Raw genomic sequence first — 22809 nt, forward strand, 5'->3', positions numbered from 1 at the left:
GGGCTGTGTAATATCAGCAGGCCTGGGCTGAAAGTCCGGCAGCGGCAAACGCAGTAATAGCCATTTCCCACCGTGCTTCAATCAACAGCAGAAGCGCATTTGTAATACCGAAAAAATCTTACTCTTAACAAACTACTTTAACTTTCGAGCGCAGCTTTCAGTGCTGCATCAGGTTATGGGTCAAAAGTCGCCGTCAGATTCTCGTTGTGCCTCCTTTTAAGCTGCTAAATCTCCGTTCTGTAAGGGTTTTCCTTTAATCCGCGCCTTGACGGTGTGGTGGGCGCATTCCTATAGTGTGCGCAAGTGGCGGAAAGTGGCATGAAGTGGGTTTTTTGAGCTCAAAACGATAAAAATTGGAGAAACGCAGACGTGTTTCGCGGAGCTAACGCTATCAGTCTCGATGCAAAGGGCCGTCTCGCCATGCCGAGCCGGTACCGTGACGAGCTCGATTCGCGCAGTTCTGGCCAATTGATCGTGACCATTGATGCCGTAGATCCATGTTTGTGTGTCTACCCGCTCGACGAGTGGGAAATCATTGAAACCAAGTTGCGCGCACTGCCTTCGCTTCGCGAAGAGAACCGTCGCCTGCAACGTTTGCTGATTGGTAATGCCGTCGACCTCGAACTCGACGGCAGTGGTCGTTTTCTGGTTCCACCGCGTCTGCGCGAGTACGCCAAGCTCGATAAGCGCGCAATGCTGGTGGGCCAACTGAACAAGTTCCAATTGTGGGACGAGGATGCATGGAACGCGGTGTCTGCCGCTGACCTTGCTGCTATTCAACAACCGGGCGCGATGCCTGATGAACTGCGTGATTTGATCCTGTGACTATTGATAGCGGCTTTAACCACATCACCGTACTGCTTGACGAAGCCGTCGAGGCTCTCGCCGTACGTCCTGATGGCTGCTATCTGGACGGCACGTTCGGGCGCGGCGGGCACAGCCGGTTGATCCTGAGCCAGCTCGGCACGGACGGTCGGCTCATCGGATTCGACAAGGACCCTCAAGCGATTGCCACCGGGCAAACGCTAGCGGCCGAAGACGGCCGCTTTGTCGTTGTGCAGCGCAGCTTTGCCGAGCTCGGTTCGGTGGTTGCCGAGCAGGGCCTGACCGGCAAGGTCAGCGGCATTCTGCTCGACCTCGGCGTATCGTCGCCGCAGCTGGACGATGCCGAGCGCGGTTTCAGTTTCCTCAACGACGGCCCGCTGGACATGCGCATGGACCCGTCCCGTGGCATCAGCGCAGCGGAATTCGTCAACACCGCGCCGGCTGAAGAAATCGCCCGGGTGTTCAAGGAATACGGCGAAGAGCGCTTCTCCGGGCGCATGGCCCGTGCCGTGGTCGAGCGTCGCGACATCAAGCCGTTCGAGCGCACCGCCGATCTGGCCGAAGTGCTGAAAGTCGCCAACCCGGCGTGGGAAAAGGGCAAGAACCCGGCGACCCGCGCGTTCCAGGGGCTGCGCATTCACGTCAACAACGAACTCGGTGATCTGGAAGCCGGCCTCGATGCCGCTCTGGAGGCGCTGGAAGTCGGCGGTCGTCTGGTGGTGATCAGCTTCCATTCGCTGGAAGACCGCATCGTCAAACTGTTCATGCGCAAACTGGTCAAGGGCGAAGCTGACAATCTGCCGCGTAACCTGCCAGTGCGCCACGTTGCCTTCGAACCGAAAATCAAAATCCATGGCAAAGCGCAGACGGCCTCCGACGCCGAACTCAAAGCCAACCCACGTTCCCGTAGTGCGGTCATGCGTGTCGCGGAGAAGTTGCGGTGAGCAAGCTTTTCGCCAAGCCATTGCCTGGCGGCAGCTTTCTGATGCTGCTGCTGTTTATCGGCGTGCTTTTTTCGGCCATCGCCGTGTCGTACAGCGCGCACTGGAACCGTCAGTTGCTCAACACTCTTTATAACGAACTCAGCGTGCGCGACAAGGCGCAGGCCGAGTGGGGCCGGCTGATTCTCGAGCAGAGCACCTGGACCGCGCACAGCCGCATCGAAGTGCTGGCCACCGAACAACTGAAGATGCACATTCCCGGCGCGGCTGACGTGAAGATGGTGGCGCCATGATGAAACTCGAAGGCGCACTGTTCCCGTGGCGCTTCCGCCTGATGGTGGCGCTGCTCGGCCTGATGGTTGCAGCGATTTGCTGGCGCATCATCGATCTGCAAGTGGTCGACCGTGACTTCCTCAAAGGGCAGGGCGACGCCCGCAGTCTGCGGCACATTCCGATTCCTGCGCACCGTGGTCTGATCACGGACCGTAATGGCGAACCTCTGGCCGTGAGTACCCCGGTGACTACTCTCTGGGCGAACGCCAAGGAAATGCAGTCGGCGAAAGAGAAGTGGCCGGCACTCGCCGCTGCGCTGGGGCAGGACCCGAAAGCCCTGGCCGAACGCCTCGAAGCCCAGGCCAATAAAGAATTCATCTACCTGGTGCGCGGCTTGACCCCCGAGCAAGGCCAGGCTGTGCTCGACCTGAAAGTGCCGGGCGTTTACGGCATCGAAGAGTTCCGCCGCTTCTATCCGGCCGGCGAAGTCACCGCGCACATGGTTGGCTTTACCGATATCGACGATCACGGCCGCGAAGGTGTCGAGCTGGCTTACGACGAATGGCTGGCCGGCGTGCCGGGCAAACGACAAGTGATCAAGGATCGGCGCGGACGGCTGATCAAGGATGTCCAGGTCACCAAAAACGCCAAGGCCGGCAAGCCCTTGGCGTTGTCGATTGACCTGCGTCTGCAATACCTGGCCAACCGCGAGCTGCGCAACGCGATCATCGAGAACGGCGCCAAGGCCGGCAGTCTGGTGATCATGGACGTGAAGACCGGCGAGATTCTCGCCATGGTCAACCAGCCCACTTACAACCCGAACAACCGTCGCAACCTGCAACCGGCGATGATGCGCAACCGCGCGATGATCGACGTGTTCGAACCGGGTTCGACGATGAAAGCCATCTCGATGAGCGCGGCGATCGAAACCGGCCGCTGGAAACCGAGCGACACCGTCGAGGTGTATCCGGGCTCGTTGCAGATCGGCAAATACACCATCAAAGACGTGTCCAAGAGCGAAGGCCCGGTGCTCGACCTGACCGGCATTCTGATCAATTCCAGTAACGTGGGCATGAGTAAAGTCGCCTTCGATATTGGCGGCGAGACGATCTTCCGCCTCGCGCAGAAAGTCGGCCTCGGCCAGGACACCGGCCTGGGCTTCCCCGGCGAACGTGTCGGCAATCTGCCGAACTACCGCGAGTGGCGCAAGGCTGAAACTGCAACCTTGTCTTACGGCTACGGCATTTCCGTGACCGCGATCCAGCTGGTGCATGCGTTCTCGGCGTTGGCCAACAACGGCCGCCTCGCACCGCTGACCCTGATCAAAACCGACAAGATGCCGCAGACCACGCAAGTGCTGCCCGAAGCCGTGGCGAAAACCATGCAGGGCATGTTGCAGCAAGTGATCGAAGCGCCGCGCGGCGTGTTCCGTGCGCAGGTGCCGGCTTATCACGTCGGCGGCAAGTCGGGTACGGCGCGTAAGACTTCGGTCGGCACCAAGGGCTACGCCGAAAACTCGTACCGCTCGCTGTTTGCCGGTTTCGGTCCAATGAGCGATCCGCGTTACGCCATCGTCGTCGTGATCGACGAGCCGACCAAAGCCGGTTACTTCGGTGGTCTGGTCTCGGCGCCAGTGTTCAGCCGTGTGATGTCCGGCACCCTGCGCCTGATGAATGTGACCCCGGACAACCTGCCGACCACGCAACAGGCCAACGCCACCCCGGTCATTCCGCTGAAAGCCAATGGAGGGCGCGGCTGATGTCACTGAGTCTGAACAAGATATTCCCCCACGCCGGCCACGATCTGTTGATCCGTGAATTGGCGCTGGACAGCCGTAACGTGCGCGCCGGCGATCTGTTTCTCGCCGTGCCCGGCGGCAAATTCGACGGCCGTGCGCACATCGCCGATGCCCTGCAACGCGGCGCGGCCGCCGTGGCGTATGAAGTGGAAGGCGCCACCGTGCTGCCGATTACCGATGTGCCGCTGATTCCGGTCAAAGGTCTGGCAGCGCAGCTCTCGGACATCGCCGGGCGCTTTTATGGCGAGCCGAGCCATCACCTGAATCTGATCGGCGTGACCGGCACCAACGGCAAGACCAGCGTGACCCAATTGGTTGCGCAGGCGCTGGATCTGCTCGGCCAGCATTGCGGCATTGTCGGTACCCTGGGTTCTGGCTTCTATGGCGCACTGGAAAGCGGTCTGCATACCACGCCGAATCCGATCGCCGTGCAGGCAACCCTGGGCGACCTGAAAAAGGCCGGCGCCAAAGCCGTGGCCATGGAAGTGTCGTCCCACGGTCTGGATCAGGGCCGCGTGACCGCGCTGGCGTTTGACGTGGCAGTGATGACCAACTTGTCTCGCGATCATCTGGATTATCACGGCACCATGCAGGCGTACGCCGAGGCCAAGGCCAAGCTGTTCGCCTGGAATGATCTGAAATGCCGCGTGGTCAATCTTGACGACGATTTCGGCCGGCAACTGGCCGCTGACAAACGCGAATCGCGCCTGATCACTTACAGTCTGCTCGACAGCAGCGCGTACCTGTTTTGCCGCGAAGCGCAGTTCGACGATCACGGCGTGCGCGCCACGCTGGTCACGCCGCAGGGCGAACATCACCTGCGCAGCACCCTGCTCGGGCGTTTCAACCTGAGCAATGTATTGGCGGCGGTCGGCGCCTTGCTCGGTCTGGATTACGCCCTCGACGAAATTCTCAAAGTGCTGCCGAAACTCGAAGGTCCGGCCGGGCGCATGCAGCGTCTGGGCGGCGGCACGCAGCCGCTGGTGGTGGTCGATTACGCCCACACTCCGGACGCGCTGGAAAAAGTTCTGAGCGCACTGCGCCCGCACGTCAAAGGTCAGTTGCTGTGCCTGTTCGGCTGCGGCGGTGATCGCGATCGCGGCAAGCGTCCGTTGATGGCCGAAGTGGTCGAGCGCCTGGCTGATCAGGTTCTGGTCACCGATGACAACCCGCGCACCGAAGACCCGGCGGTGATCTTCGATGACATCCGCGCCGGTTTCACTGCTGTGGATAAAGTCACCTTCGTTGCCGGCCGTGGTCAGGCGATTGCGCAATTGATTGCCGGCGCGACGGCTGACGACGTGATTGTTCTCGCGGGCAAAGGTCACGAGGATTACCAGGAAATCAACGGCGTGCGCCATGCCTTTTCCGATCTGGTCGAGGCTGATCATGCCCTGACCGCGTGGGAGGTGGCCCATGCTTAAGGCCCTGACACTCAGCGAACTGACCAACGTCCTCGACGCCCGCCTGATCGGCAGCGATGCCAGCTTTAATGGCGTCAGCATCGACAGCCGCGCGATCCAGCCGGGCCAATTGTTTGTTGCCCTGACCGGTCCGCGTTTCGACGGTCATGATTATCTGAACGACGTCGCTGGCAAAGGCGCCGTTGCTGCACTGGTCGAGCGCGAAGTCGCCGACAGTGCGTTGCCGCAATTGCTGGTCAAGGACAGCCGTCAGGCGCTCGGCCAGTTGGGGGCGTTGAACCGTGCCGCGTTCACCCAGCCGGTAGCCGCCGTGACCGGTTCCAGTGGCAAGACCACGGTCAAGGAAATGCTCGCGAGCATCCTGCGCACCCGCGGTCCGGTGCTGGCCACCCGTGGCAATCTGAACAATGACCTCGGCGCGCCGCTGACCTTGCTCGAACTGGCGCCTGAACATACGTCGGCAGTGATCGAACTGGGCGCCTCGCGTCTCGGCGAAATCGCCTACACCGTGGGTCTGACCAAGCCGCACGTCGCGATCCTCAATAACGCCGGTACCGCCCACGTTGGCGAGTTCGGCGGGCCGGAAAAAATCGTCGAAGCCAAAGGCGAGATCATCGACGGGCTCGCGGCCGATGGCATCGCCGTGCTCAACCTTGATGACAAGGCCTTTGGCATCTGGCAGACCCGTGCAGGCGCTCGCAAAGTATTGACCTTCGCTCTGAGCAACGTTCAGGCGGATTTCTACGCCAGCGACTTGAGCACCGATGCGCGCGGTTGCCCAGCCTTCAATCTGCATACACCGGAAGGTAGCGAGCGTGTGCAGTTGAACCTGCTTGGCACCCATAACGTCGCCAATGCCATGGCCGCCGCTGCTGCCGCTCACGCTCTTGGCGTGTCACTGTTCGGCATCGCCACCGGCCTTGGCGCTGTGCAACCGGTCAAGGGCCGCACCGTCGCGCAACTGGCGAAAAACGGCATGCGCGTGATCGATGACACGTACAACGCAAACCCCACCTCGATGTGCGCCGCCATTGATATACTCGCCGGCTTTTCCGGCCGCACCGTCCTGGTGCTCGGAGATATCGGCGAGTTGGGCGAGTGGGCGGAGCAGGGGCACCGCGACGTGGGCGAGTACGCCCGAGGCAAGGTTTGCGCGCTATACGCTGTCGGGCCGAACATGGTCCACGCCGTGAACGCTTTCGGTGAACAGGCGCATCACTTCGGCACGCAAGCCGAACTGATCCAGGCCCTCGACGCCGAGCAGGACACAAACACCACCATTTTGATCAAGGGTTCGCGCAGTGCAGCGATGGAAAACATCGTTGCGGCTCTGTGCGGGTCCAGTCTGGAGAAACATTAATGCTGCTGCTGCTAGCGGAGTATCTGCAACAGTTCTACAAAGGCTTCGCGGTCTTCCAGTACCTGACCCTGCGCGGGATTCTCGGTGTGCTGACCGCGCTGGTCTTGTCGCTGTGCTATGGCCCGTGGATGATCCGCACCCTGCAGAACCGTCAGATCGGCCAGTCCGTGCGTAATGATGGCCCGCAATCGCACCTGTCCAAATCCGGTACGCCGACCATGGGCGGCGCGCTGATCCTGTCGTCGATCGGCGTCAGCACCTTGCTCTGGGCCGACCTCAGCAACCGTTACGTCTGGGTGGTGTTGCTGGTCACGCTGCTGTTCGGCGCCATCGGCTGGGTCGACGATTACCGCAAAGTCATCGAGAAGAACTCGCGTGGCCTGCCGAGCCGCTGGAAATATTTCTGGCAATCGGTGTTCGGCCTCGGTGCAGCGATCTTCCTTTATATGACCGCATCCACCCCGGTGGAAACCACGCTGATCCTGCCGATGCTCAAGGACTACAGCATTCCGCTGGGCGCCGGTTTCATCGTGCTGACCTACTTCGTGATCGTCGGTTCGAGCAACGCGGTCAACCTGACTGACGGCCTCGACGGTCTGGCGATCATGCCGACGGTGATGGTTGGCGGCGGTCTGGGGATTTTCTGCTACCTGTCGGGTAACGTGAAATTCGCTGAATACCTGCTGATTCCTTACGTACCGGGCGCGGGCGAGCTGATCGTGTTCTGCGGCGCGCTGATCGGCGCCGGCCTCGGCTTCCTGTGGTTCAACACCTATCCGGCACAAGTGTTCATGGGCGATGTTGGCGCCCTGGCACTTGGCGCGGCACTGGGCACCATTGCGGTGATCGTCCGTCAGGAAATCGTCCTGTTCATCATGGGCGGCGTGTTCGTGATGGAAACCCTGTCAGTGGTCATTCAGGTTGCGTCCTTTAAGCTTACCGGTCGCCGTGTGTTCCGCATGGCACCGATCCATCACCATTTTGAACTCAAGGGCTGGCCCGAGCCGCGCGTGATCGTCCGTTTCTGGATCATCACCGTGATTCTCGTGCTGGTTGGCCTTGCCACCCTGAAGCTGAGGTAGAACGAGTGTCTCTGATCGCTTCTGACCACTTCCGCATCGTTGTCGGCCTCGGCAAGAGCGGCATGTCCCTGGTTCGCTTCCTGGCGAACCGGGGCGTGGCGTTTGCCGTGGCCGACACGCGGGACAATCCACCGGAACTGGCCACGCTCAAGCGTGACTATCCGCACGTGGAAGTGCGTTGTGGCGAGCTGGACGTCGAATTCCTCTGCCGTGCCGACGAGCTCTACGTGAGCCCCGGCCTGGCGCTGGCGACTCCGGCCCTGCAAGCCGCTGCGGCGCGTGGCGTGAAAATGGCCGGCGACATCGAGTTGTTCGCGCGTAACGCGCGGGCGCCGATCGTTGCGATCACCGGTTCCAACGCGAAAAGCACCGTCACCACGCTGGTTGGCGAGATGGCCGCCGCGGCCGGCAAACGCGTCGCCGTTGGTGGCAACCTCGGCACCCCGGCGCTGGATCTGCTCAGCGACGACGTCGAGCTGTACGTGATGGAGCTGTCGAGCTTTCAGCTGGAAACCACCGACCAGCTCAATGCTGAAGTCGCCACCGTGCTGAACATCAGCGAAGACCACATGGATCGCTACAGCGGTCTGCCGGCTTATCACCTGGCCAAGCACCGGATCTTCCGGGGCGCGAAGCAGTTTGTGGTCAATCGTCAGGATGCGCTGAGCCGTCCGTTGATCGGCGAGGGCCAGCCGTGCTGGACCTTCGGCCTGAACAAACCGGATTTCAAAGCGTTCGGTGTGCGTGAAGAGGGCGGCGAGAAATACCTGGCGTTCGAATTCCAGAACCTGATGCCAGTGCGTGAGTTGAAAGTACGCGGCGCGCATAACCAGTCCAACGCTCTTGCGGCGCTGGCGCTGGGGCATGCGGTTGGCCTGCCGTTCGACGCCATGCTGTCGGCCCTGCGCAACTTCACCGGCCTCGAACATCGCTGCCAGTGGGTGCGTGATCTCGATGGCGTCGCCTACTACAACGATTCCAAAGCCACCAACGTAGGCGCCGCTCTGGCCGCCATCGAAGGCCTCGGTGCGGACATCGACGGCAAGGTCATCCTGATCGCTGGCGGCGATGGCAAGGGTGCCGAGTTCAATGACCTGCGTGAGCCGGTGGCGGCCAACTGCCGCGCCGTGGTCCTGATGGGGCGCGACGCGGACAAGATCGGCGAAGCGATCGGCGATGCCGTGCCTCTGATTCGCGCGACCTCGCTGGTCGATGCCGTCGCGCAATGCCGCGCCGCCGCGCAACCGGGCGATGTAGTGCTGCTGTCGCCGGCCTGCGCCAGTTTCGACATGTTCAAGAATTATGAAGACCGTGGTCACCAGTTCGTCCGCGCTGTGGAGGAACTGGCATGAACCTGAGAAACATCATCAAACCGTACCCGTCGCCGTTGATCACCGGGCGTGGCATCGACCTCGATTTCCCGATGCTCGCCGGGTGTCTGGCGCTGCTCGGTCTCGGTTTGATCATGATTGCCTCTGCGTCCACCGAAGTGGCGGCGGCGCAGTCGGGCAGCCCGCTGTATTACATGATTCGCCACCTTATCTATGTGGTGCTGGGCCTGGGCGCGTGCATCGTCACCATGATGATCCCGATCGCCACCTGGCAGCGCCTCGGCTGGATGATGCTGATCGGTGCGTTCGGCCTGCTGGTGATGGTGATCATCCCCGGCATCGGCCGCGAAGTGAACGGGTCGATGCGCTGGATCGGTTTCAGCTTCTTCAACGTGCAGCCCTCGGAAATCGCCAAGGTGTTTGTGGTGATTTACCTCGCCGGTTATCTGGTGCGTCGCCAGAAAGAAGTGCGCGAGAGCTGGATGGGCTTCTTCAAGCCGTTCATCGTGCTGCTGCCAATGGCCGGTCTGCTGCTGATGGAGCCGGACTTCGGCGCCACCGTGGTAATGATGGGTGCAGCGGCGGCGATGCTGTTTTTGGGCGGGGTCGGGCTGTTCCGCTTCTCGCTGATGGTGGTGCTGGCGGTCGGCGCCGTGGTCTTGCTGATCCAGATGCAGCCTTACCGGATGGCGCGTCTGACCAACTTCGCCGACCCGTGGGCCGACCAGTTCGGCGCCGGTTATCAACTGTCGCAAGCGTTGATCGCCTTCGGTCGCGGCGAATGGCTGGGCGTCGGCCTGGGCAACAGCGTGCAGAAGCAGTTCTACCTGCCGGAAGCGCACACCGACTTCGTGTTCTCGGTCCTGGCCGAAGAACTCGGCGCGGTCGGTTCGCTGTGCACCGTGGCGCTGTTCGTGTTCGTGTGTATTCGCGGCATGTACATCGGCTTGTGGGCCGAAAAGTCCAAGCAGTTCTTCGCGGCTTACATGGCGTATGGCTTGTCGTTCCTGTGGATCGGTCAGTTCCTGATCAACATCGGCGTGAACGTCGGCCTGCTGCCAACCAAGGGTCTGACCCTGCCGTTCCTCAGTTACGGCGGCAGTTCGCTGGTGATCTGCTGCGCCTGTCTGGGCTTGTTGCTGCGCATCGAGTGGGAGAGTCGAACCCACCTGGGCAGCGAAGAGATGGAATTCCATGAAAGCGACTTCGCCGAGGAGCCGACTCATGGGCGCTAACGTACTGATCATGGCCGGCGGTACCGGCGGCCACGTGTTCCCGGCGCTGGCCTGTGCCCGCGAGTTTCAAGCGCGCGGCTACACCGTGCACTGGCTCGGCACGCCACGCGGCATCGAAAACGAACTGGTCCCGGCGGCCGGTCTGGAGCTGCATCGGATCAACGCGAGCGGCTTGCGCGGCAAGGGCAAGCTGTCGTTGCTCAAGGCCCCGTTCATGTTGCTGAAATCGGTGTGGCAGGCGCGGGCGATCATGCGTCGTCTGAAGCCGGTGTGTGTGGTTGGCTTCGGTGGTTATGTGACCGGCCCCGGTGGCCTCGCCGCGAAACTGGCCGGCGTGCCGGTGATCGTTCACGAGCAGAACGCCGTCGCCGGCACCGCCAATCGGTTGCTGGTGCCGTTCGCCGCCCGAGTGTGTGAAGCGTTCCCCGACACCTTTACTCTGTCGGACAACCGCCGTACCACCGGCAATCCGGTGCGCAGCGAGCTGTTCCTCGATACCTCGCGTCCTGCTCTGGCCGGGCGCAAAGCGCGTTTGCTGATCCTCGGCGGAAGCCTGGGCGCAGAACCGTTGAACAAATTGCTGCCTGAAGCCCTGGCCCAAGTCGCTGCGGACCTGCGCCCGGAAGTGTTTCATCAGGCCGGCAAGAATCACGATGCAGTGACTGCCGAGCGTTACCACGCCGTGGGTGTGGAAGCGCAAGTGCAGCCGTTCATCAAAGACATGGCTCAAGCCTATGGCTGGGCTGACCTGGTGGTGTGCCGCGCAGGCGCGTTGACCATCAGTGAGCTGGCTGCCGCCGGTCTGCCCTCGATGCTGGTGCCTTTGCCCCACGCGATCGACGATCACCAGACCCGCAACGCCGATTATTTGGCCCGCGAAGGCGCTGCCTTCCTGATGCCGCAAAGAACGACTGGCGCCGCGGACCTTGCCGCGCGCCTGACAGAGGTCTTGATGCAACCGCAACGACTCGAAGCAATGGCCCAAGCGGCCCGCCGTCTGGCCAAACCCGATGCCACCCGTAGCGTGGTCGATACCTGTCTGGAGGTGGCCCATGGTTGAGAATCAGAAAGCCATGCCACAACCGGAAATGCGCCGCATCCGCCGCATCCACTTCGTCGGTATCGGCGGCGTGGGCATGTGCGGTATCGCCGAAGTGCTGTTGAACCTGGGCTATCAAGTCTCCGGTTCCGACCTGAAAGCCTCGCCGGTCACCGAGCGCCTGGAATCGTTTGGCGCGCAGATCTTCATCGGCCACCGTGCCGAGAACGCCGCCGCTGCCGATGTGCTGGTGGTGTCGAGCGCGGTGAACACGTCCAACCCGGAAGTCGCGACTGCGCTTGAGCGTCGTATCCCGGTGGTGCCGCGTGCGGAAATGCTCGCCGAGCTGATGCGCTATCGCCACGGCATCGCGGTCGCCGGTACCCACGGTAAAACCACGACGACCAGCCTGATCGCTTCGGTGTTTGCTGCCGGTGGCCTCGATCCGACCTTCGTGATCGGTGGCCGGTTGAATGCGGCGGGCACCAATGCCCAGCTCGGCACCAGCCGTTACCTGATCGCCGAAGCCGATGAGAGCGATGCGAGCTTTCTGCATCTGCAACCGCTGGTGGCCGTGGTCACCAACATCGACGCCGACCACATGGCGACCTACGACGGCGACTTCAACAAACTGAAGAAAACCTTCGTCGAGTTCCTGCACAACCTGCCGTTCTACGGGCTGGCGGTGATGTGCCTGGACGATCCGGTGGTGCGTGAAATCCTGCCGCTGGTCAAGCGTCCGACCGTGACCTACGGCTTCAGCGAAGACGCCGACGTGCGCGCAATCAATGTGCGCCAGCAGGGCATGCAGACTTTCTTCACCGTGCTGCGCCCGGATCGCGAGCCGCTGGAAGTGTCGGTGAACATGCCCGGCAACCACAACGTGCTCAACTCGCTGGCGACCATTTGCATCGCCACCGACGAGGGCGTCAGCGATGAAGCCATCGTTCAGGGCCTCTCGGGTTTCCAGGGCGTGGGTCGGCGCTTCCAGGTCTACGGCGAACTGCCGGTGGACGGCGGCAACGTGATGCTGGTCGATGACTACGGCCATCACCCGACTGAAGTCGCCGCAGTGATCAAAGCCGTGCGCGGTGGCTGGCCGGAGCGCCGTCTGGTGATGGTCTACCAGCCACACCGTTACAGCCGCACCCGCGACCTGTACGACGACTTCGTCAATGTACTGGCCGACGCCAACGTGCTGCTGTTGATGGAAGTCTATCCGGCCGGCGAAGAGCCGATCCCCGGTGCCGACAGCCGCAAGCTGTGCAACAGCATCCGTCAGCGCGGCCAGCTCGACCCGATCTACATCGAGCGTGGCGTTGATCTGGCGCCGCTGGTCAAGCCGCTGCTGCGTGCCGGTGACATCCTGCTGTGCCAGGGCGCCGGTGATATCGGCGGGCTCGCGCCGAAGCTGTTGAAAAGTGAATTGTTCGCTGGCGCCGTGGCGGCGTCGGTCGAGGGGAAGTTGAAATGACTGCTGCCTACGCCAAGCTGTTTTCCACCATCGCGCCGAAAGACTTCGGCCGCGTCGCCGTGCTCTTCGGCGGCCTGAGTGCTGAGCGTGAGGTTTCGTTGAAATCCGGTAACGCCGTGCTCGAAGCGCTGCAGAGCGCCGGCGTGGACGCGTTCGGCATCGATGTCGGCGCAGACTTCCTGCAGCGTCTGCTCAGCGAAAAGATCGACCGTGCGTTCATCATTCTTCACGGTCGTGGCGGCGAAGACGGCAGCATGCAAGGCCTGCTCGAGTGCGCGGGCATTCCGTACACCGGCAGTGGCATTCTGGCCTCGGCACTGGCGATGGACAAACTGCGCACCAAGCAGGTCTGGCACAGCCTCGGGATTCCGACGCCGCGTCACGCCGTGCTGTGCAGCGAAGCCGATTGTATTTCGGCAGCGACGGAACTGGGCTTCCCTTTGATCGTCAAACCGGCGCATGAAGGTTCAAGTATCGGGATGGCCAAAGTGAGTTCTGCGTCCGAGTTGATCGACGCATGGAAAGCGGCCAGTACCTACGATTCACAAGTGTTGGTCGAGCAATGGATTCAAGGTCCGGAGTTCACCATCGCCACTCTGCGTGACCAGGTGTTGCCTCCTATCGCCCTGGGTACACCGCACTCGTTCTACGACTACGACGCCAAATACATCGCCAACGATACCCAGTACCGCATTCCGTGCGGACTGGATGCCGCCAAGGAACAGGAACTCATGGATCTCACGGCCAAGGCCTGTGAGGCGCTGGGTATCGCCGGTTGGGGCCGGGCCGACGTGATGCAGGACGCCGACGGGCAGTTCTGGTTCCTCGAAGTCAATACCGCACCGGGCATGACCGATCACAGCCTGGTGCCGATGGCGGCGCGGGCTGCCGGTCTGGATTTCCAGCAACTGGTACTGGCCATTCTGGCGGCCAGCGTTGAAGACGCCGGCACTGAAGAGGCGCGAGGTTAAGACCATGCAAGGCGCTCATCTGCGACATCAGCCACCCGCACCCGGCCGCAAGCCGGTGCCGCGTGGCGCCAGCCGAATGGTGGCGAAAGAGCCGATGTCCGCGCGCCTGCCGAAAGCCAATTTCGGCTTTCTGAAAAGCCTGTTCTGGCCAGTGCTGCTGGTGGCGCTGGGCTTCGGTACATACGAAGGCGCGCAGCGTCTGTTGCCGTACGCCGACCGGCCGATCAGCAAGATCGCGGTGCAGGGCGACCTGAGCTACATCAGCCAGCAGGCGGTGCAGCAGCGCATCGCGCCATTCGTGGCGTCGAGCTTCTTCACCATCGACCTGGCCGGGATGCGCACCGAGCTTGAACAGATGCCATGGATCGCCCACGCCGAAGTGCGTCGCGTGTGGCCCGATCAAGTGGTGATCCGCCTTGAAGAGCAACTGCCGGTCGCGCGTTGGGGCGACGAGTCGTTACTGAACAACCAGGGCCAGGCGTTCACGCCCAAGGAACTGGCGAACTACGAACACCTGCCACAGCTGTTCGGCCCACAACGGGCGCAGCAGCAAGTGATGCAGCAATACCAGGTGTTGAGCCAGATGCTGCGGCCGCTGGGTTTCTCGATTGCACGCCTGGAATTGCGTGAGCGCGGCAGCTGGTTCCTGACCACCGGTGCCGGCAGTTCCGGCCCCGGCATCGAGTTGCTGCTGGGACGCGGCAACCTGGTGGAAAAGATGCGCCGCTTCATCGCCATCTATGACAAGACGCTGAAAGAGCAGATTACGAACATTGCGCGCATCGATCTGCGCTACGCCAACGGCCTCGCTGTTGGCTGGCGGGAACCCGTAGCGCCGACGACAGCCCAACCCGCTGTCGCAAAGAATTAAGAAGAGGCAGGACCCATGGCAAACGTGCAAAGCGGCAAAATGATCGTCGGTCTCGATATCGGCACCTCCAAGGTGGTGGCGCTGGTCGGCGAGGTTTCCGACGACGGCTCGCTGGAAATCGTCGGGATCGGTACCCATCCGTCCCGTGGCCTGAAGAAGGGCGTGGTGGTCAACATCGAGTCCACCGTGCAGTCGATTCAGCGCGCGATCGAAGAAGCCCAGCTGATGGCCGGCTGCCGCATTCACTCGGCGTTCGTCGGCGTGGCCGGCAATCACATCCGCAGCCTGAACTCCCACGGCATCGTTGCGATCCGTGATCGTGAAGTCAGCTCGGCGGACCTTGAGCGTGTACTGGATGCCGCTCAGGCGGTGGCGATCCCGGCTGACCAGCGCGTGCTGCACACCTTGCCGCAGGATTACGTGATCGATAACCAGGAAGGCGTGCGCGAGCCACTGGGCATGTCCGGCGTACGTCTGGAAGCCAAGGTTCACGTGGTCACCTGTGCCGTCAACGCCGCGCAGAACATTGAAAAATGCGTGCGTCGCTGCGGTCTGGAAATCGACGACATCATTCTCGAGCAACTGGCCTCGGCCTACTCGGTACTGACCGACGACGAGAAAGAGCTGGGCGTGTGCCTGGTCGACATCGGCGGCGGCACCACCGACATCGCGATCTTCACCGAAGGCGCGATCCGCCATACCGCAGTGATCCCGATTGCCGGTGATCAGGTAACCAACGACATCGCCATGGCGTTGCGCACCCCGACCCAGTACGCCGAAGAGATCAAGATCCGTTACGCCTGCGCCCTGGCCAAACTGGCCGGTGCCGGCGAAACCATCAAGGTGCCGAGCGTCGGCGACCGTCCTCCGCGCGAACTGTCGCGTCAGGCCCTGGCCGAAGTGGTCGAGCCGCGTTACGACGAACTGTTCACGCTGATTCAGGCCGAGCTGCGTCGCAGCGGCTACGAAGACTTGATCCCGGCCGGCATCGTGCTGACCGGCGGCACCTCGAAGATGGAAGGCGCCACCGAACTGGCCGAGGAAATCTTCCACATGCCGGTACGCCTCGGTGTACCGCATGGCGTCAAGGGCCTGGATGACGTGGTGCGCAACCCGATCTATTCCACTGGCGTCGGCTTGTTGATGTACGGCCTGCAAAAGCAGTCCGACGGGGTTTCGTTCTCCGGCATCGGCAGCCGCGACAGCTACAGCAACGACGAGCCGCAGGCACCGTTGCTGGACCGCTTGAAGAAGTGGGTTCAGGGCAACTTTTAAAAGCAGCTTGAAGCGACAAGCTTCAAGCGGCAAGCAACTGCAGTAGATACACCGCAACAAACAGCAGTAGGCGAAAAAACTAGAGAATGTAAGGAGAGGGAAAATGTTCGAACTCGTAGACAACATCCCCGCAAGCCCGGTAATCAAGGTTATCGGTGTCGGCGGTGGCGGCGGCAACGCTGTCAATCACATGGTCAAGAGCAACATCGAAGGCGTTGAATTCATCTGCGCCAACACCGATGCTCAGGCGCTGAAAAACATCGGCGCGCGGACCATCCTGCAACTGGGCACCGGCGTGACCAAAGGTCTGGGCGCGGGCGCCAACCCTGAAGTGGGTCGTCAGGCCGCGCTGGAAGACCGCGAGCGCATTGCCGAAGTGCTGCAGGGCACCAACATGGTGTTCATCACCACGGGCATGGGCGGCGGTACCGGTACCGGTGCAGCCCCGATCATCGCCGAAGTGGCCAAGGAAATGGGCATCCTGACCGTTGCGGTCGTGACCCGTCCGTTCCCGTTCGAAGGCCGCAAGCGTATGCAGATCGCCGACGAAGGCATCCGCATGCTCTCGGAAAGCGTCGACTCGTTGATCACCATTCCTAACGAGAAGCTGCTGACCATCCTCGGTAAAGACGCAAGCCTCTTGTCGGCTTTCGCCAAGGCCGACGATGTACTGGCCGGTGCCGTTCGCGGTATCTCCGACATCATCAAGCGTCCGGGCATGATCAACGTCGACTTCGCCGACGTGCGTACCGTGATGAGCGAAATGGGCATGGCGATGATGGGCACTGGCTGCGCCAGCGGTCCGAACCGTGCGCGTGAAGCGACTGAAGCGGCCATCCGCAACCCGCTGCTCGAAGACGTCAACCTGCAAGGCGCACGCGGCATCCTGGTGAACATCACCGCAGGTCCTGACCTGTCGCTGGGTGAGTACTCCGACGTCGGTTCGATCATCGAAGCCTTCGCTTCCGAGCATGCGATGGTCAAGGTCGGTACCGTTATCGATCCGGACATGCGCGACGAGCTGCACGTCACCGTAGTCGCTACCGGTCTGGGCGCGAAAATCGAGAAGCCTGTGAAGGTCATCGACAACACCGTTCACACCTCCATGGCGTCGGCGCAGGTGCAACAACCGGCTCCGGCCCGTCAGGAAGCGCCAGCGGTGAACTACCGTGATCTGGACCGTCCGACCGTCATGCGCAACCAGGCTCAGGCCGGTGCTGCGGCTGCCGCGAAGATGAATCCGCAAGATGACCTGGACTACCTGGACATCCCGGCATTCCTGCGTCGTCAGGCCGATTGATGGAATGTATCAGGCCTATGAAGGTGATTGGTGTTCAGCAAAGGCATGGTCTGCTATCATCGCCAGCCTTTGTTGATACCAGTTCGCAATTTGCGCTGAAGCGGCCCAAGCCATGATTAAACAACGCACACTGAAAAATATTATCCGTGCCACAGGTGTAGGCCTGCACTCCGGTGAGAAGGTCTACCTGACCCTCAAGCCTGCGCCTGTCGACACTGGCATTGTGTTTTGTCGCGCTGACCTCGACCCTGTGGTGCAGATTCCTGCCCGCGCGGAAAACGTCGGTGAAACCACTATGTCGACGACGCTGATCAATGGCGACGTCAAAGTGGACACGGTAGAGCACTTGCTCTCGGCCATGGCTGGCCTGGGCATCGATAACGCCTACGTCGAGCTCTCCGCGTCCGAAGTCCCGATCATGGATGGCAGCGCTGGACCCTTCGTATTCCTGATTCAATCGGCAGGCCTGGAAGAACAGGACGCCGCCAAGAAATTCATCCGCATCCTGCGTGAAGTGACAGTGGAAGACGGCGACAAGCGCGCCACTTTCGTGCCTTTCGAAGGATTCAAGGTGAGCTTCGAGATCGATTTCGATCACCCGGTTTTCCGGGACCGCACCCAGAGTGCAAGCGTGGACTTTTCCAGCACTTCGTTCGTAAAAGAAGTCAGCCGCGCACGTACCTTTGGTTTCATGAGTGACATCGAGTACCTGCGCAAGCACAACCTCGCACTCGGCGGCAGCGTTGAGAACGCAATCGTGGTCGACGCCGATGGCGTGTTGAACGAAGACGGTCTTCGTTATGAAGACGAGTTCGTCAAACACAAGATCCTCGATGCAATTGGCGACCTGTACCTGCTGGGCAACAGCCTGATTGGTGAGTTCAAAGGCTTCAAGTCCGGTCATGCACTGAACAACCAGCTGCTGCGCAAGTTGATTGAGCAGACAGACGCTTGGGAAGTGGTGACGTTCGAAGACGCCAGCACCGCACCGATCTCTTACATGCGCCCGGTTGCGGCGGTGTAAGTAAAAAACCTCTCTAGTTTTTTTGAAGGCCATCCTCGGATGGCCTTTTTTTATGCCTGTGGTTTTTGTGTTGCCTGCACTGGCCTCATCGCTGGCAAGCCAGCTCCCACAGGTTTACGGGTGAGACAAAAATTTGCAGCACACCTCAAATCCTTGTGGGAGCTGGCTTGCCAGCGATGGGGCCATCACCACCGCCGCAAGGCTTCAGGTTGATACCACCACCCGATTACGGCCCCCTTCCTTGGCCTGATACAACGCCTTGTCCGCCGCAAACAGCAACTGCTCCAGCGTCATCTCGCTGTCTGTCGTCCAGGTGGCAATGCCGATACTCACCGTCATCGCCCGTTCAGCCTCGTCCACCCGCGGCAGTTGCTCGACTGCCTGGCGAATATGCTCGGCAATGCGCTGCGCGCCCTGGCTGTCGGTCTCGGCGAGAATCACTGAAAACTCCTCACCGCCATAGCGCGCCACCAGATCCGCCGGGCGTCGCACGTTTTCGCCAATCACCCGCGCCAGGGTTTTCAGCGCCTGATCCCCAGCCTGATGCCCATGCCGGTCATTGAAGGCCTTGAAGTGGTCGGCATCGATCATCATCACTGACAACGGCTGGCCTGAGCGTTGGGCGCGAAACCATTCATGGCGCAAGGTCTGATCGAGCATGCGTCGGTTGGCCACGCCGGTCAGATCGTCGGTGGCCGCCAGTTGCGCCAGTTCGCGTTCGGCACGCTGGCGCAAGCGCAACTCGCGAGCGAGCAGCCAGGTCAGCCAGAGCAAGCCCACGCACAACACGCCGGTGGCACCGCTGATCAGCAGCGCGGTGCGCCGCCAGGTGCCGAACACTTCGTCGCTGGACAGCGCGACCATCACCGTCAGCGGCAGATTGCCGACTCGCGAATAGGTATAGAGACGTTGTTGCTGATCCATGCTCGAGGTGCTGGTGAAACTGCCTTTGCCGTCCTTGTCGCTGAGGATTTTCACCACATTGGGACGGTTGCCGAAGCTCTTGCCGACCGAGTCACTTTGCAGATACGGCTTCTGCGCGAGCAGTACGCCGTCACTGTTGATGATGTTCAGGGTGCTGTCTGTGCCGATGTCTAGGCTGTTGAACAACTGATCGAAGTAATCGAGCTTCAGCGACGCCACGGCCACCCCGGCGAACTCGCCGGTTTGCGTGGAGATCCGGCGGCTGAAACTGATCCGCCACTGATTGGCTTCATCGCAGTCGCAGCGTGTCTGGAACGGTCGGCTGATGAACATGCCGATATCGCGGTTGAAGGCGTGGGCGAGAAAATAATCACGGTCGGCAAAATTGCCCGGCTTCGGCTCGACCCGCGAAGAGTCCGCGACGACATTGCCAAGCTTGTCGAGCAGCAGGATATCGCCCTTGTAGCGCGCCGTGGTCGAGCGGTCGAACAGCGCCAAATGACGTATTTGTGGCGAGACGTTTTGCAGGTCATCCCGTTGCGCGGCGGCGATCAGGCCTTGCAGCGTCAGGTCGTACAGCTCGACCGTGCGCAATACATCGGCGTCGATCAGTTGCGCAATGGTCGTGGCGCTGCGGGTAGCGGACTCCTGAGCGCTGGCATGCTCGCGGATGAGCAGAAAGGTGACGATGCATACAATCGCGATCACGCTGAGCAGACTGCCGCAGATCAGCAGCCGCTCGGAGCGTTTGGACTTGCCCGTGGTGGACGGGGTACGGCTTACGATCATGATGAGATGTCGGTTGGGATGGTCTACTTAGCTTAGTTAAACACACACCACAGGGGAGAGCGCGGGCGGCTGCGATAATTGCGCCAGCTGCAATGAACAGCACGGTGAAACGGACGGGTAGGGCGCGCTTGCGAGGTCATTCGCCAAGGCAAATGACACGCCGGATGTCTTGAGATGGTGTGTTCCAGTCGTTACAGAGCAAGTGCATCGTGCTCAGACCAAAACGAAAAAGGCCGCTGAAAATCAGCGGCCTGCAATGACGACGGTTGAACGGGAAGAGCCAAACAACCGCGTCGAGGGAAACGGTGGCGCGGTGCGCCAATCAGCTGTCGGTTTCGCCGACTGGAGACTGGGAGGTCGCGGCTTGCGGGGCTTGCGAGGCGTCTTGTGTCTTGGCCATCACTTCGGCCTGATGCTGATCGAATGCTTGCGCGCGGGCGATATTGTGCGCCACGAACGCTTGCGATTCTTCAGCCATGGCCATCGGCGACAGGAACAATGAGGACAGAACGAACGCGCTGGCAATACCCATACTGTTGGACATCTTGAAAACCTTCTCGCTTGGCGAGTGCTGTTTGGTGCGGGCAAAGATAAGGTTGCCGGGCGTTGGGAAACAGCGTGATTTTCATAAATGACTGTTACAGCAAAAGCAAAGATCAATCGCGTGTAACTGATCGTTCCCATGCTCCGTGTGGGAATGTATTCACGGACGTTCTGCGTTCGGCTTGAAAAGGGACGCGGAGCGTCCGGGCTGCATTCCCACGCAGAGCGTGGGAATGATCGGTAGGACACCACTGTCAGTTCCCTCTCCCTTTGGGAGAGGGCTAGGTGAGGGGCTTTTCAGGTCGGTAAATACATTCCAAAGGTATTCACCCCCGATCACTGCGCACAAACACATCCCCGCCGTGCATCAACGCAATCGCCTTGACGATCGCCAGTCCCAACCCATGGTTATTGCCACTGTTACGACGCGACGCATCGACCCGATAAAAACGCTCGAACAAGCGTGGCAAATGTTCACTGGCAATCGGCGACCCGGGATTCGCCACCCCAATGCTCACCTGATGCTCCTCGGCCTCGATACACACCTCGATCACCTCACCCGGCTCGGTGTGCTGCACGGCGTTGCTGAGCAGATTGATCAACGCCCGGCGCAAATGCGCGACTTCGATCTGCACCTGCGCATCGCCGCTGACCCGCACTTGCACCTGCGCGTCTTCGAGAATGAAATCCAGATAGTCCAGTGTCGTTGCCACTTCATCGGCCAGCGAGGTCGAAGTCAGTCGGGTGGCTTTGTTGCCTTGGTCGGCGCTGGCCAGAAACAACATGTCATTGATGATCGAGCGCAGTCGCTCGAGCTCTTCCAGGTTCGATTGCAGCACTTCGAAATAGTGTTCGGCCGAACGCCCGCGAGTCAGCGCCACTTGCGTCTGGCCGATCAGGTTGGTCAGCGGTGAACGCAGCTCATGGGCGACGTCGGCGTTGAATGATTCCAGGCGCGAATAGGCCAGTTCGACACGCTCCAGGGTCGAGTTGAACGACTCTACAAACTGCGCAAGCTCCGGCGGCAGTGGCGACAACCGCAAGCGCCCGGCCCTCAACGGCGGCGCCAGACGCTGGGCTTCCTGGGACAGTTTGATCAACGGTTGGAGGCCAATTCGCGCCACCCAATAGCCCAGCGCTGACGCCAGCAGCACGCCGACGATCGCCAGACTGACCAAGGCAATCAGCAACTGATGTTGGGTCTGGTGAAAGGTCTCGGTGTTGATGCCGATCATGAAGCGCAGCGGCGGGCGCTGGTCCTTGGCCGGGAACTGGCTGACCAGCACTTTCAGCGGCGCGGGCTGATCCGGCAATTGCAGGTCGCGCATGCCCAGCGGGCCGTTGGCGACCGCGCGGATCTGTGGCGTGAGGTTGCCGTATTCGTATTGCGGGTTGCCGCTGGTAATCCAGAAGCTGATGCGTTTGTCTTCCTCGCCGAGCAGCTTGAGCTTGTTGTTGATTTTCACCCAGTGCTCCGGCGTGCCGTAACGGCCGACGGTGGATTCGAGCACGCTGTAACGCGCGTCGAGTTCGGCCTCGGGAAGCAGACCCAGGCCCTTGTCGACTTGTTGATAGAGCGCGCCGCCAATCAACACAAACACCAGCAGCGCCACCAGCGTGAACATTGCGCTGAGGCGCAGGGCAATCGAGTTACTGGGCACCACGGCTCTCCAGCACATACCCCATGCCACGAATGGTGTGCAGCAGTTTTTCATCGAACGGACCGTCGAGTTTGGCGCGCAGGCGTTTGATCGCGACTTCGACGACATTGGCGTCACTGTCGAAATTGATGTCCCAGACCATCTCGGCAATCGCGGTTTTCGAGAGGATTTCCCCTTGGCGGCGGGCGAGCACGCTGAGCAGCGAGAATTCCTTGGCGGTCAGGTCCAGCCGGGTGCCGGCGCGGGTGGCTTTGCGGCTGATCAGATCGATCCACAGATCGGCAATGCTCACTTGCACCGGTTCGTGGCCGCCACTGCGGCGGGTCAGCGCTTGCAGGCGCGCGACCAGTTCGAGGAAGGAAAACGGTTTGCCGAGGTAATCGTCGGCGCCGTCGCGCAGGCCCTTGATGCGGTCCTCGACGCGCTCGCGGGCGGTGAGCATGATCACCGGGGTCTGCTTGCGCGCACGCAGGGCACGCAGCACGCCGAAGCCATCGAGCGCCGGCAGCATGACGTCGAGGACGATCACCGCGTAATCGCTTTCCAGCGCCAGATGCAGGCCTTCGACGCCGTCGCGGGCGACGTCCACGGTATAGCCTTGTTCAGTGAGGCCGCGGTGCAGATAGTCCGCGGTTTTTTCCTCGTCTTCGATAATCAGAACGCGCATGA

General features: G+C 61.2%; 19 protein-coding genes and 1 pseudogene. 16 read left to right on the forward strand and 4 right to left on the reverse strand.

Translation table 11 applies throughout. The features are described from left to right. Positions 1-369 precede the first annotated feature (369 nt). The 16 genes from mraZ (at position 370) to lpxC (ending at position 18223) form a co-directional block, all read left to right on the forward strand. Positions 370-825, forward strand: a complete 456-nt coding sequence (gene mraZ / locus M0746_RS02035) for a division/cell wall cluster transcriptional repressor MraZ (protein ID WP_007917012.1) — start codon at positions 370-372, stop codon at positions 823-825. Next, positions 822-1769 carry a 16S rRNA (cytosine(1402)-N(4))-methyltransferase RsmH gene (rsmH, locus tag M0746_RS02040; RefSeq protein WP_414872576.1) on the forward strand — a complete coding sequence of 316 codons (948 nt, stop codon included), beginning with the start codon at positions 822-824 and terminating at the stop codon, positions 1767-1769. The genes mraZ and rsmH overlap by 4 nt, the downstream gene beginning before the upstream one ends. Then, the gene (ftsL, locus tag M0746_RS02045) at positions 1766-2059 is read left to right on the forward strand and encodes a cell division protein FtsL (protein WP_016773269.1); all 294 of its coding nucleotides are present in this window, start codon (positions 1766-1768) and stop codon (positions 2057-2059) included. The genes rsmH and ftsL overlap by 4 nt, the downstream gene beginning before the upstream one ends. Further along, positions 2059-3798 (forward strand): peptidoglycan D,D-transpeptidase FtsI family protein, encoded by a 1740-nt coding sequence (locus M0746_RS02050; protein WP_203422138.1) that lies wholly within the window; start codon positions 2059-2061, stop codon positions 3796-3798. The genes ftsL and M0746_RS02050 overlap by 1 nt, the downstream gene beginning before the upstream one ends. Beyond that, complete coding sequence (locus M0746_RS02055; RefSeq protein WP_208939828.1) at positions 3798-5261, forward strand: UDP-N-acetylmuramoyl-L-alanyl-D-glutamate--2,6-diaminopimelate ligase; 1464 nt, start codon at positions 3798-3800, stop codon at positions 5259-5261. Before M0746_RS02050 ends, M0746_RS02055 begins: the two co-directional genes overlap by 1 nt. Then, complete coding sequence (locus tag M0746_RS02060; protein WP_258448058.1) at positions 5254-6621, forward strand: UDP-N-acetylmuramoyl-tripeptide--D-alanyl-D-alanine ligase; 1368 nt, start codon at positions 5254-5256, stop codon at positions 6619-6621. Before M0746_RS02055 ends, M0746_RS02060 begins: the two co-directional genes overlap by 8 nt. Further along, positions 6621-7703 carry a phospho-N-acetylmuramoyl-pentapeptide-transferase gene (gene mraY, locus M0746_RS02065; protein WP_090286123.1) on the forward strand — a complete coding sequence of 361 codons (1083 nt, stop codon included), beginning with the start codon at positions 6621-6623 and terminating at the stop codon, positions 7701-7703. The genes M0746_RS02060 and mraY overlap by 1 nt, the downstream gene beginning before the upstream one ends. Before the next feature lie 5 nt (positions 7704-7708). Then, a complete protein-coding gene (gene murD, locus M0746_RS02070) occupies positions 7709-9055 on the forward strand; it encodes a UDP-N-acetylmuramoyl-L-alanine--D-glutamate ligase (RefSeq protein WP_258448059.1) in 1347 nt (448 codons plus the stop codon). Continuing rightward, positions 9052-10269 (forward strand): putative lipid II flippase FtsW, encoded by a 1218-nt coding sequence (ftsW, locus tag M0746_RS02075; protein ID WP_394506811.1) that lies wholly within the window; start codon positions 9052-9054, stop codon positions 10267-10269. The genes murD and ftsW overlap by 4 nt, the downstream gene beginning before the upstream one ends. Continuing rightward, positions 10259-11329 carry an undecaprenyldiphospho-muramoylpentapeptide beta-N-acetylglucosaminyltransferase gene (murG, locus tag M0746_RS02080; RefSeq protein ID WP_258448060.1) on the forward strand — a complete coding sequence of 357 codons (1071 nt, stop codon included), beginning with the start codon at positions 10259-10261 and terminating at the stop codon, positions 11327-11329. Before ftsW ends, murG begins: the two co-directional genes overlap by 11 nt. Continuing rightward, positions 11322-12782, forward strand: coding sequence for a UDP-N-acetylmuramate--L-alanine ligase (murC, locus tag M0746_RS02085; RefSeq protein ID WP_090286114.1), 1461 nt, complete (start codon positions 11322-11324; stop codon positions 12780-12782). The genes murG and murC overlap by 8 nt, the downstream gene beginning before the upstream one ends. Continuing rightward, positions 12779-13753 carry a D-alanine--D-alanine ligase gene (locus M0746_RS02090; protein WP_258448061.1) on the forward strand — a complete coding sequence of 325 codons (975 nt, stop codon included), beginning with the start codon at positions 12779-12781 and terminating at the stop codon, positions 13751-13753. The genes murC and M0746_RS02090 overlap by 4 nt, the downstream gene beginning before the upstream one ends. A 4-nt stretch (positions 13754-13757) precedes the next feature. Then, a complete protein-coding gene (locus M0746_RS02095) occupies positions 13758-14624 on the forward strand; it encodes a cell division protein FtsQ/DivIB (protein WP_073473459.1) in 867 nt (288 codons plus the stop codon). A 15-nt stretch (positions 14625-14639) separates the two neighbouring features. Then, positions 14640-15899: a cell division protein FtsA gene (gene ftsA, locus M0746_RS02100; RefSeq protein WP_208939834.1), complete on the forward strand. Its 1260-nt coding sequence runs from the start codon at positions 14640-14642 to the stop codon at positions 15897-15899. A 103-nt stretch (positions 15900-16002) separates the two neighbouring features. Continuing rightward, complete coding sequence (gene ftsZ / locus M0746_RS02105; RefSeq protein ID WP_016986475.1) at positions 16003-17199, forward strand: cell division protein FtsZ; 1197 nt, start codon at positions 16003-16005, stop codon at positions 17197-17199. Positions 17200-17311: 112 nt separating this feature from the next. Further along, complete coding sequence (gene lpxC / locus M0746_RS02110; RefSeq protein WP_007916984.1) at positions 17312-18223, forward strand: UDP-3-O-acyl-N-acetylglucosamine deacetylase; 912 nt, start codon at positions 17312-17314, stop codon at positions 18221-18223. A 204-nt stretch (positions 18224-18427) separates the two neighbouring features. Here the strand turns inward: lpxC and M0746_RS02115 are convergent, their stop codons facing one another. From M0746_RS02115 to M0746_RS02130, 4 genes and pseudogenes are all read right to left on the reverse strand, one after another. Next, on the reverse strand, positions 18428-19936 hold the full coding sequence (locus M0746_RS02115; RefSeq protein ID WP_258448062.1) for a sensor domain-containing diguanylate cyclase: 1509 nt from the start codon (positions 19934-19936) through the stop codon (positions 18428-18430). A 322-nt stretch (positions 19937-20258) separates the two neighbouring features. After that, entirely contained in the window at positions 20259-20480 is a 222-nt protein-coding gene (locus M0746_RS02120) for a hypothetical protein (RefSeq protein ID WP_208939836.1), read from the reverse strand. 296 nt (positions 20481-20776) lie between these two features. After that, positions 20777-22140: pseudogene (locus tag M0746_RS02125) on the reverse strand (heavy metal sensor histidine kinase). Then, positions 22130-22807 carry a heavy metal response regulator transcription factor gene (locus M0746_RS02130; RefSeq protein WP_208939838.1) on the reverse strand — a complete coding sequence of 226 codons (678 nt, stop codon included), beginning with the start codon at positions 22805-22807 and terminating at the stop codon, positions 22130-22132. Before M0746_RS02130 ends, M0746_RS02125 begins: the two are co-directional and overlap by 11 nt. Positions 22808-22809 lie beyond the last annotated feature (2 nt).

Source organism: Pseudomonas sp. S11P7, from assembly GCF_023195435.1.
Lineage (GTDB): Bacteria > Pseudomonadota > Gammaproteobacteria > Pseudomonadales > Pseudomonadaceae > Aquipseudomonas > Aquipseudomonas fluorescens_G.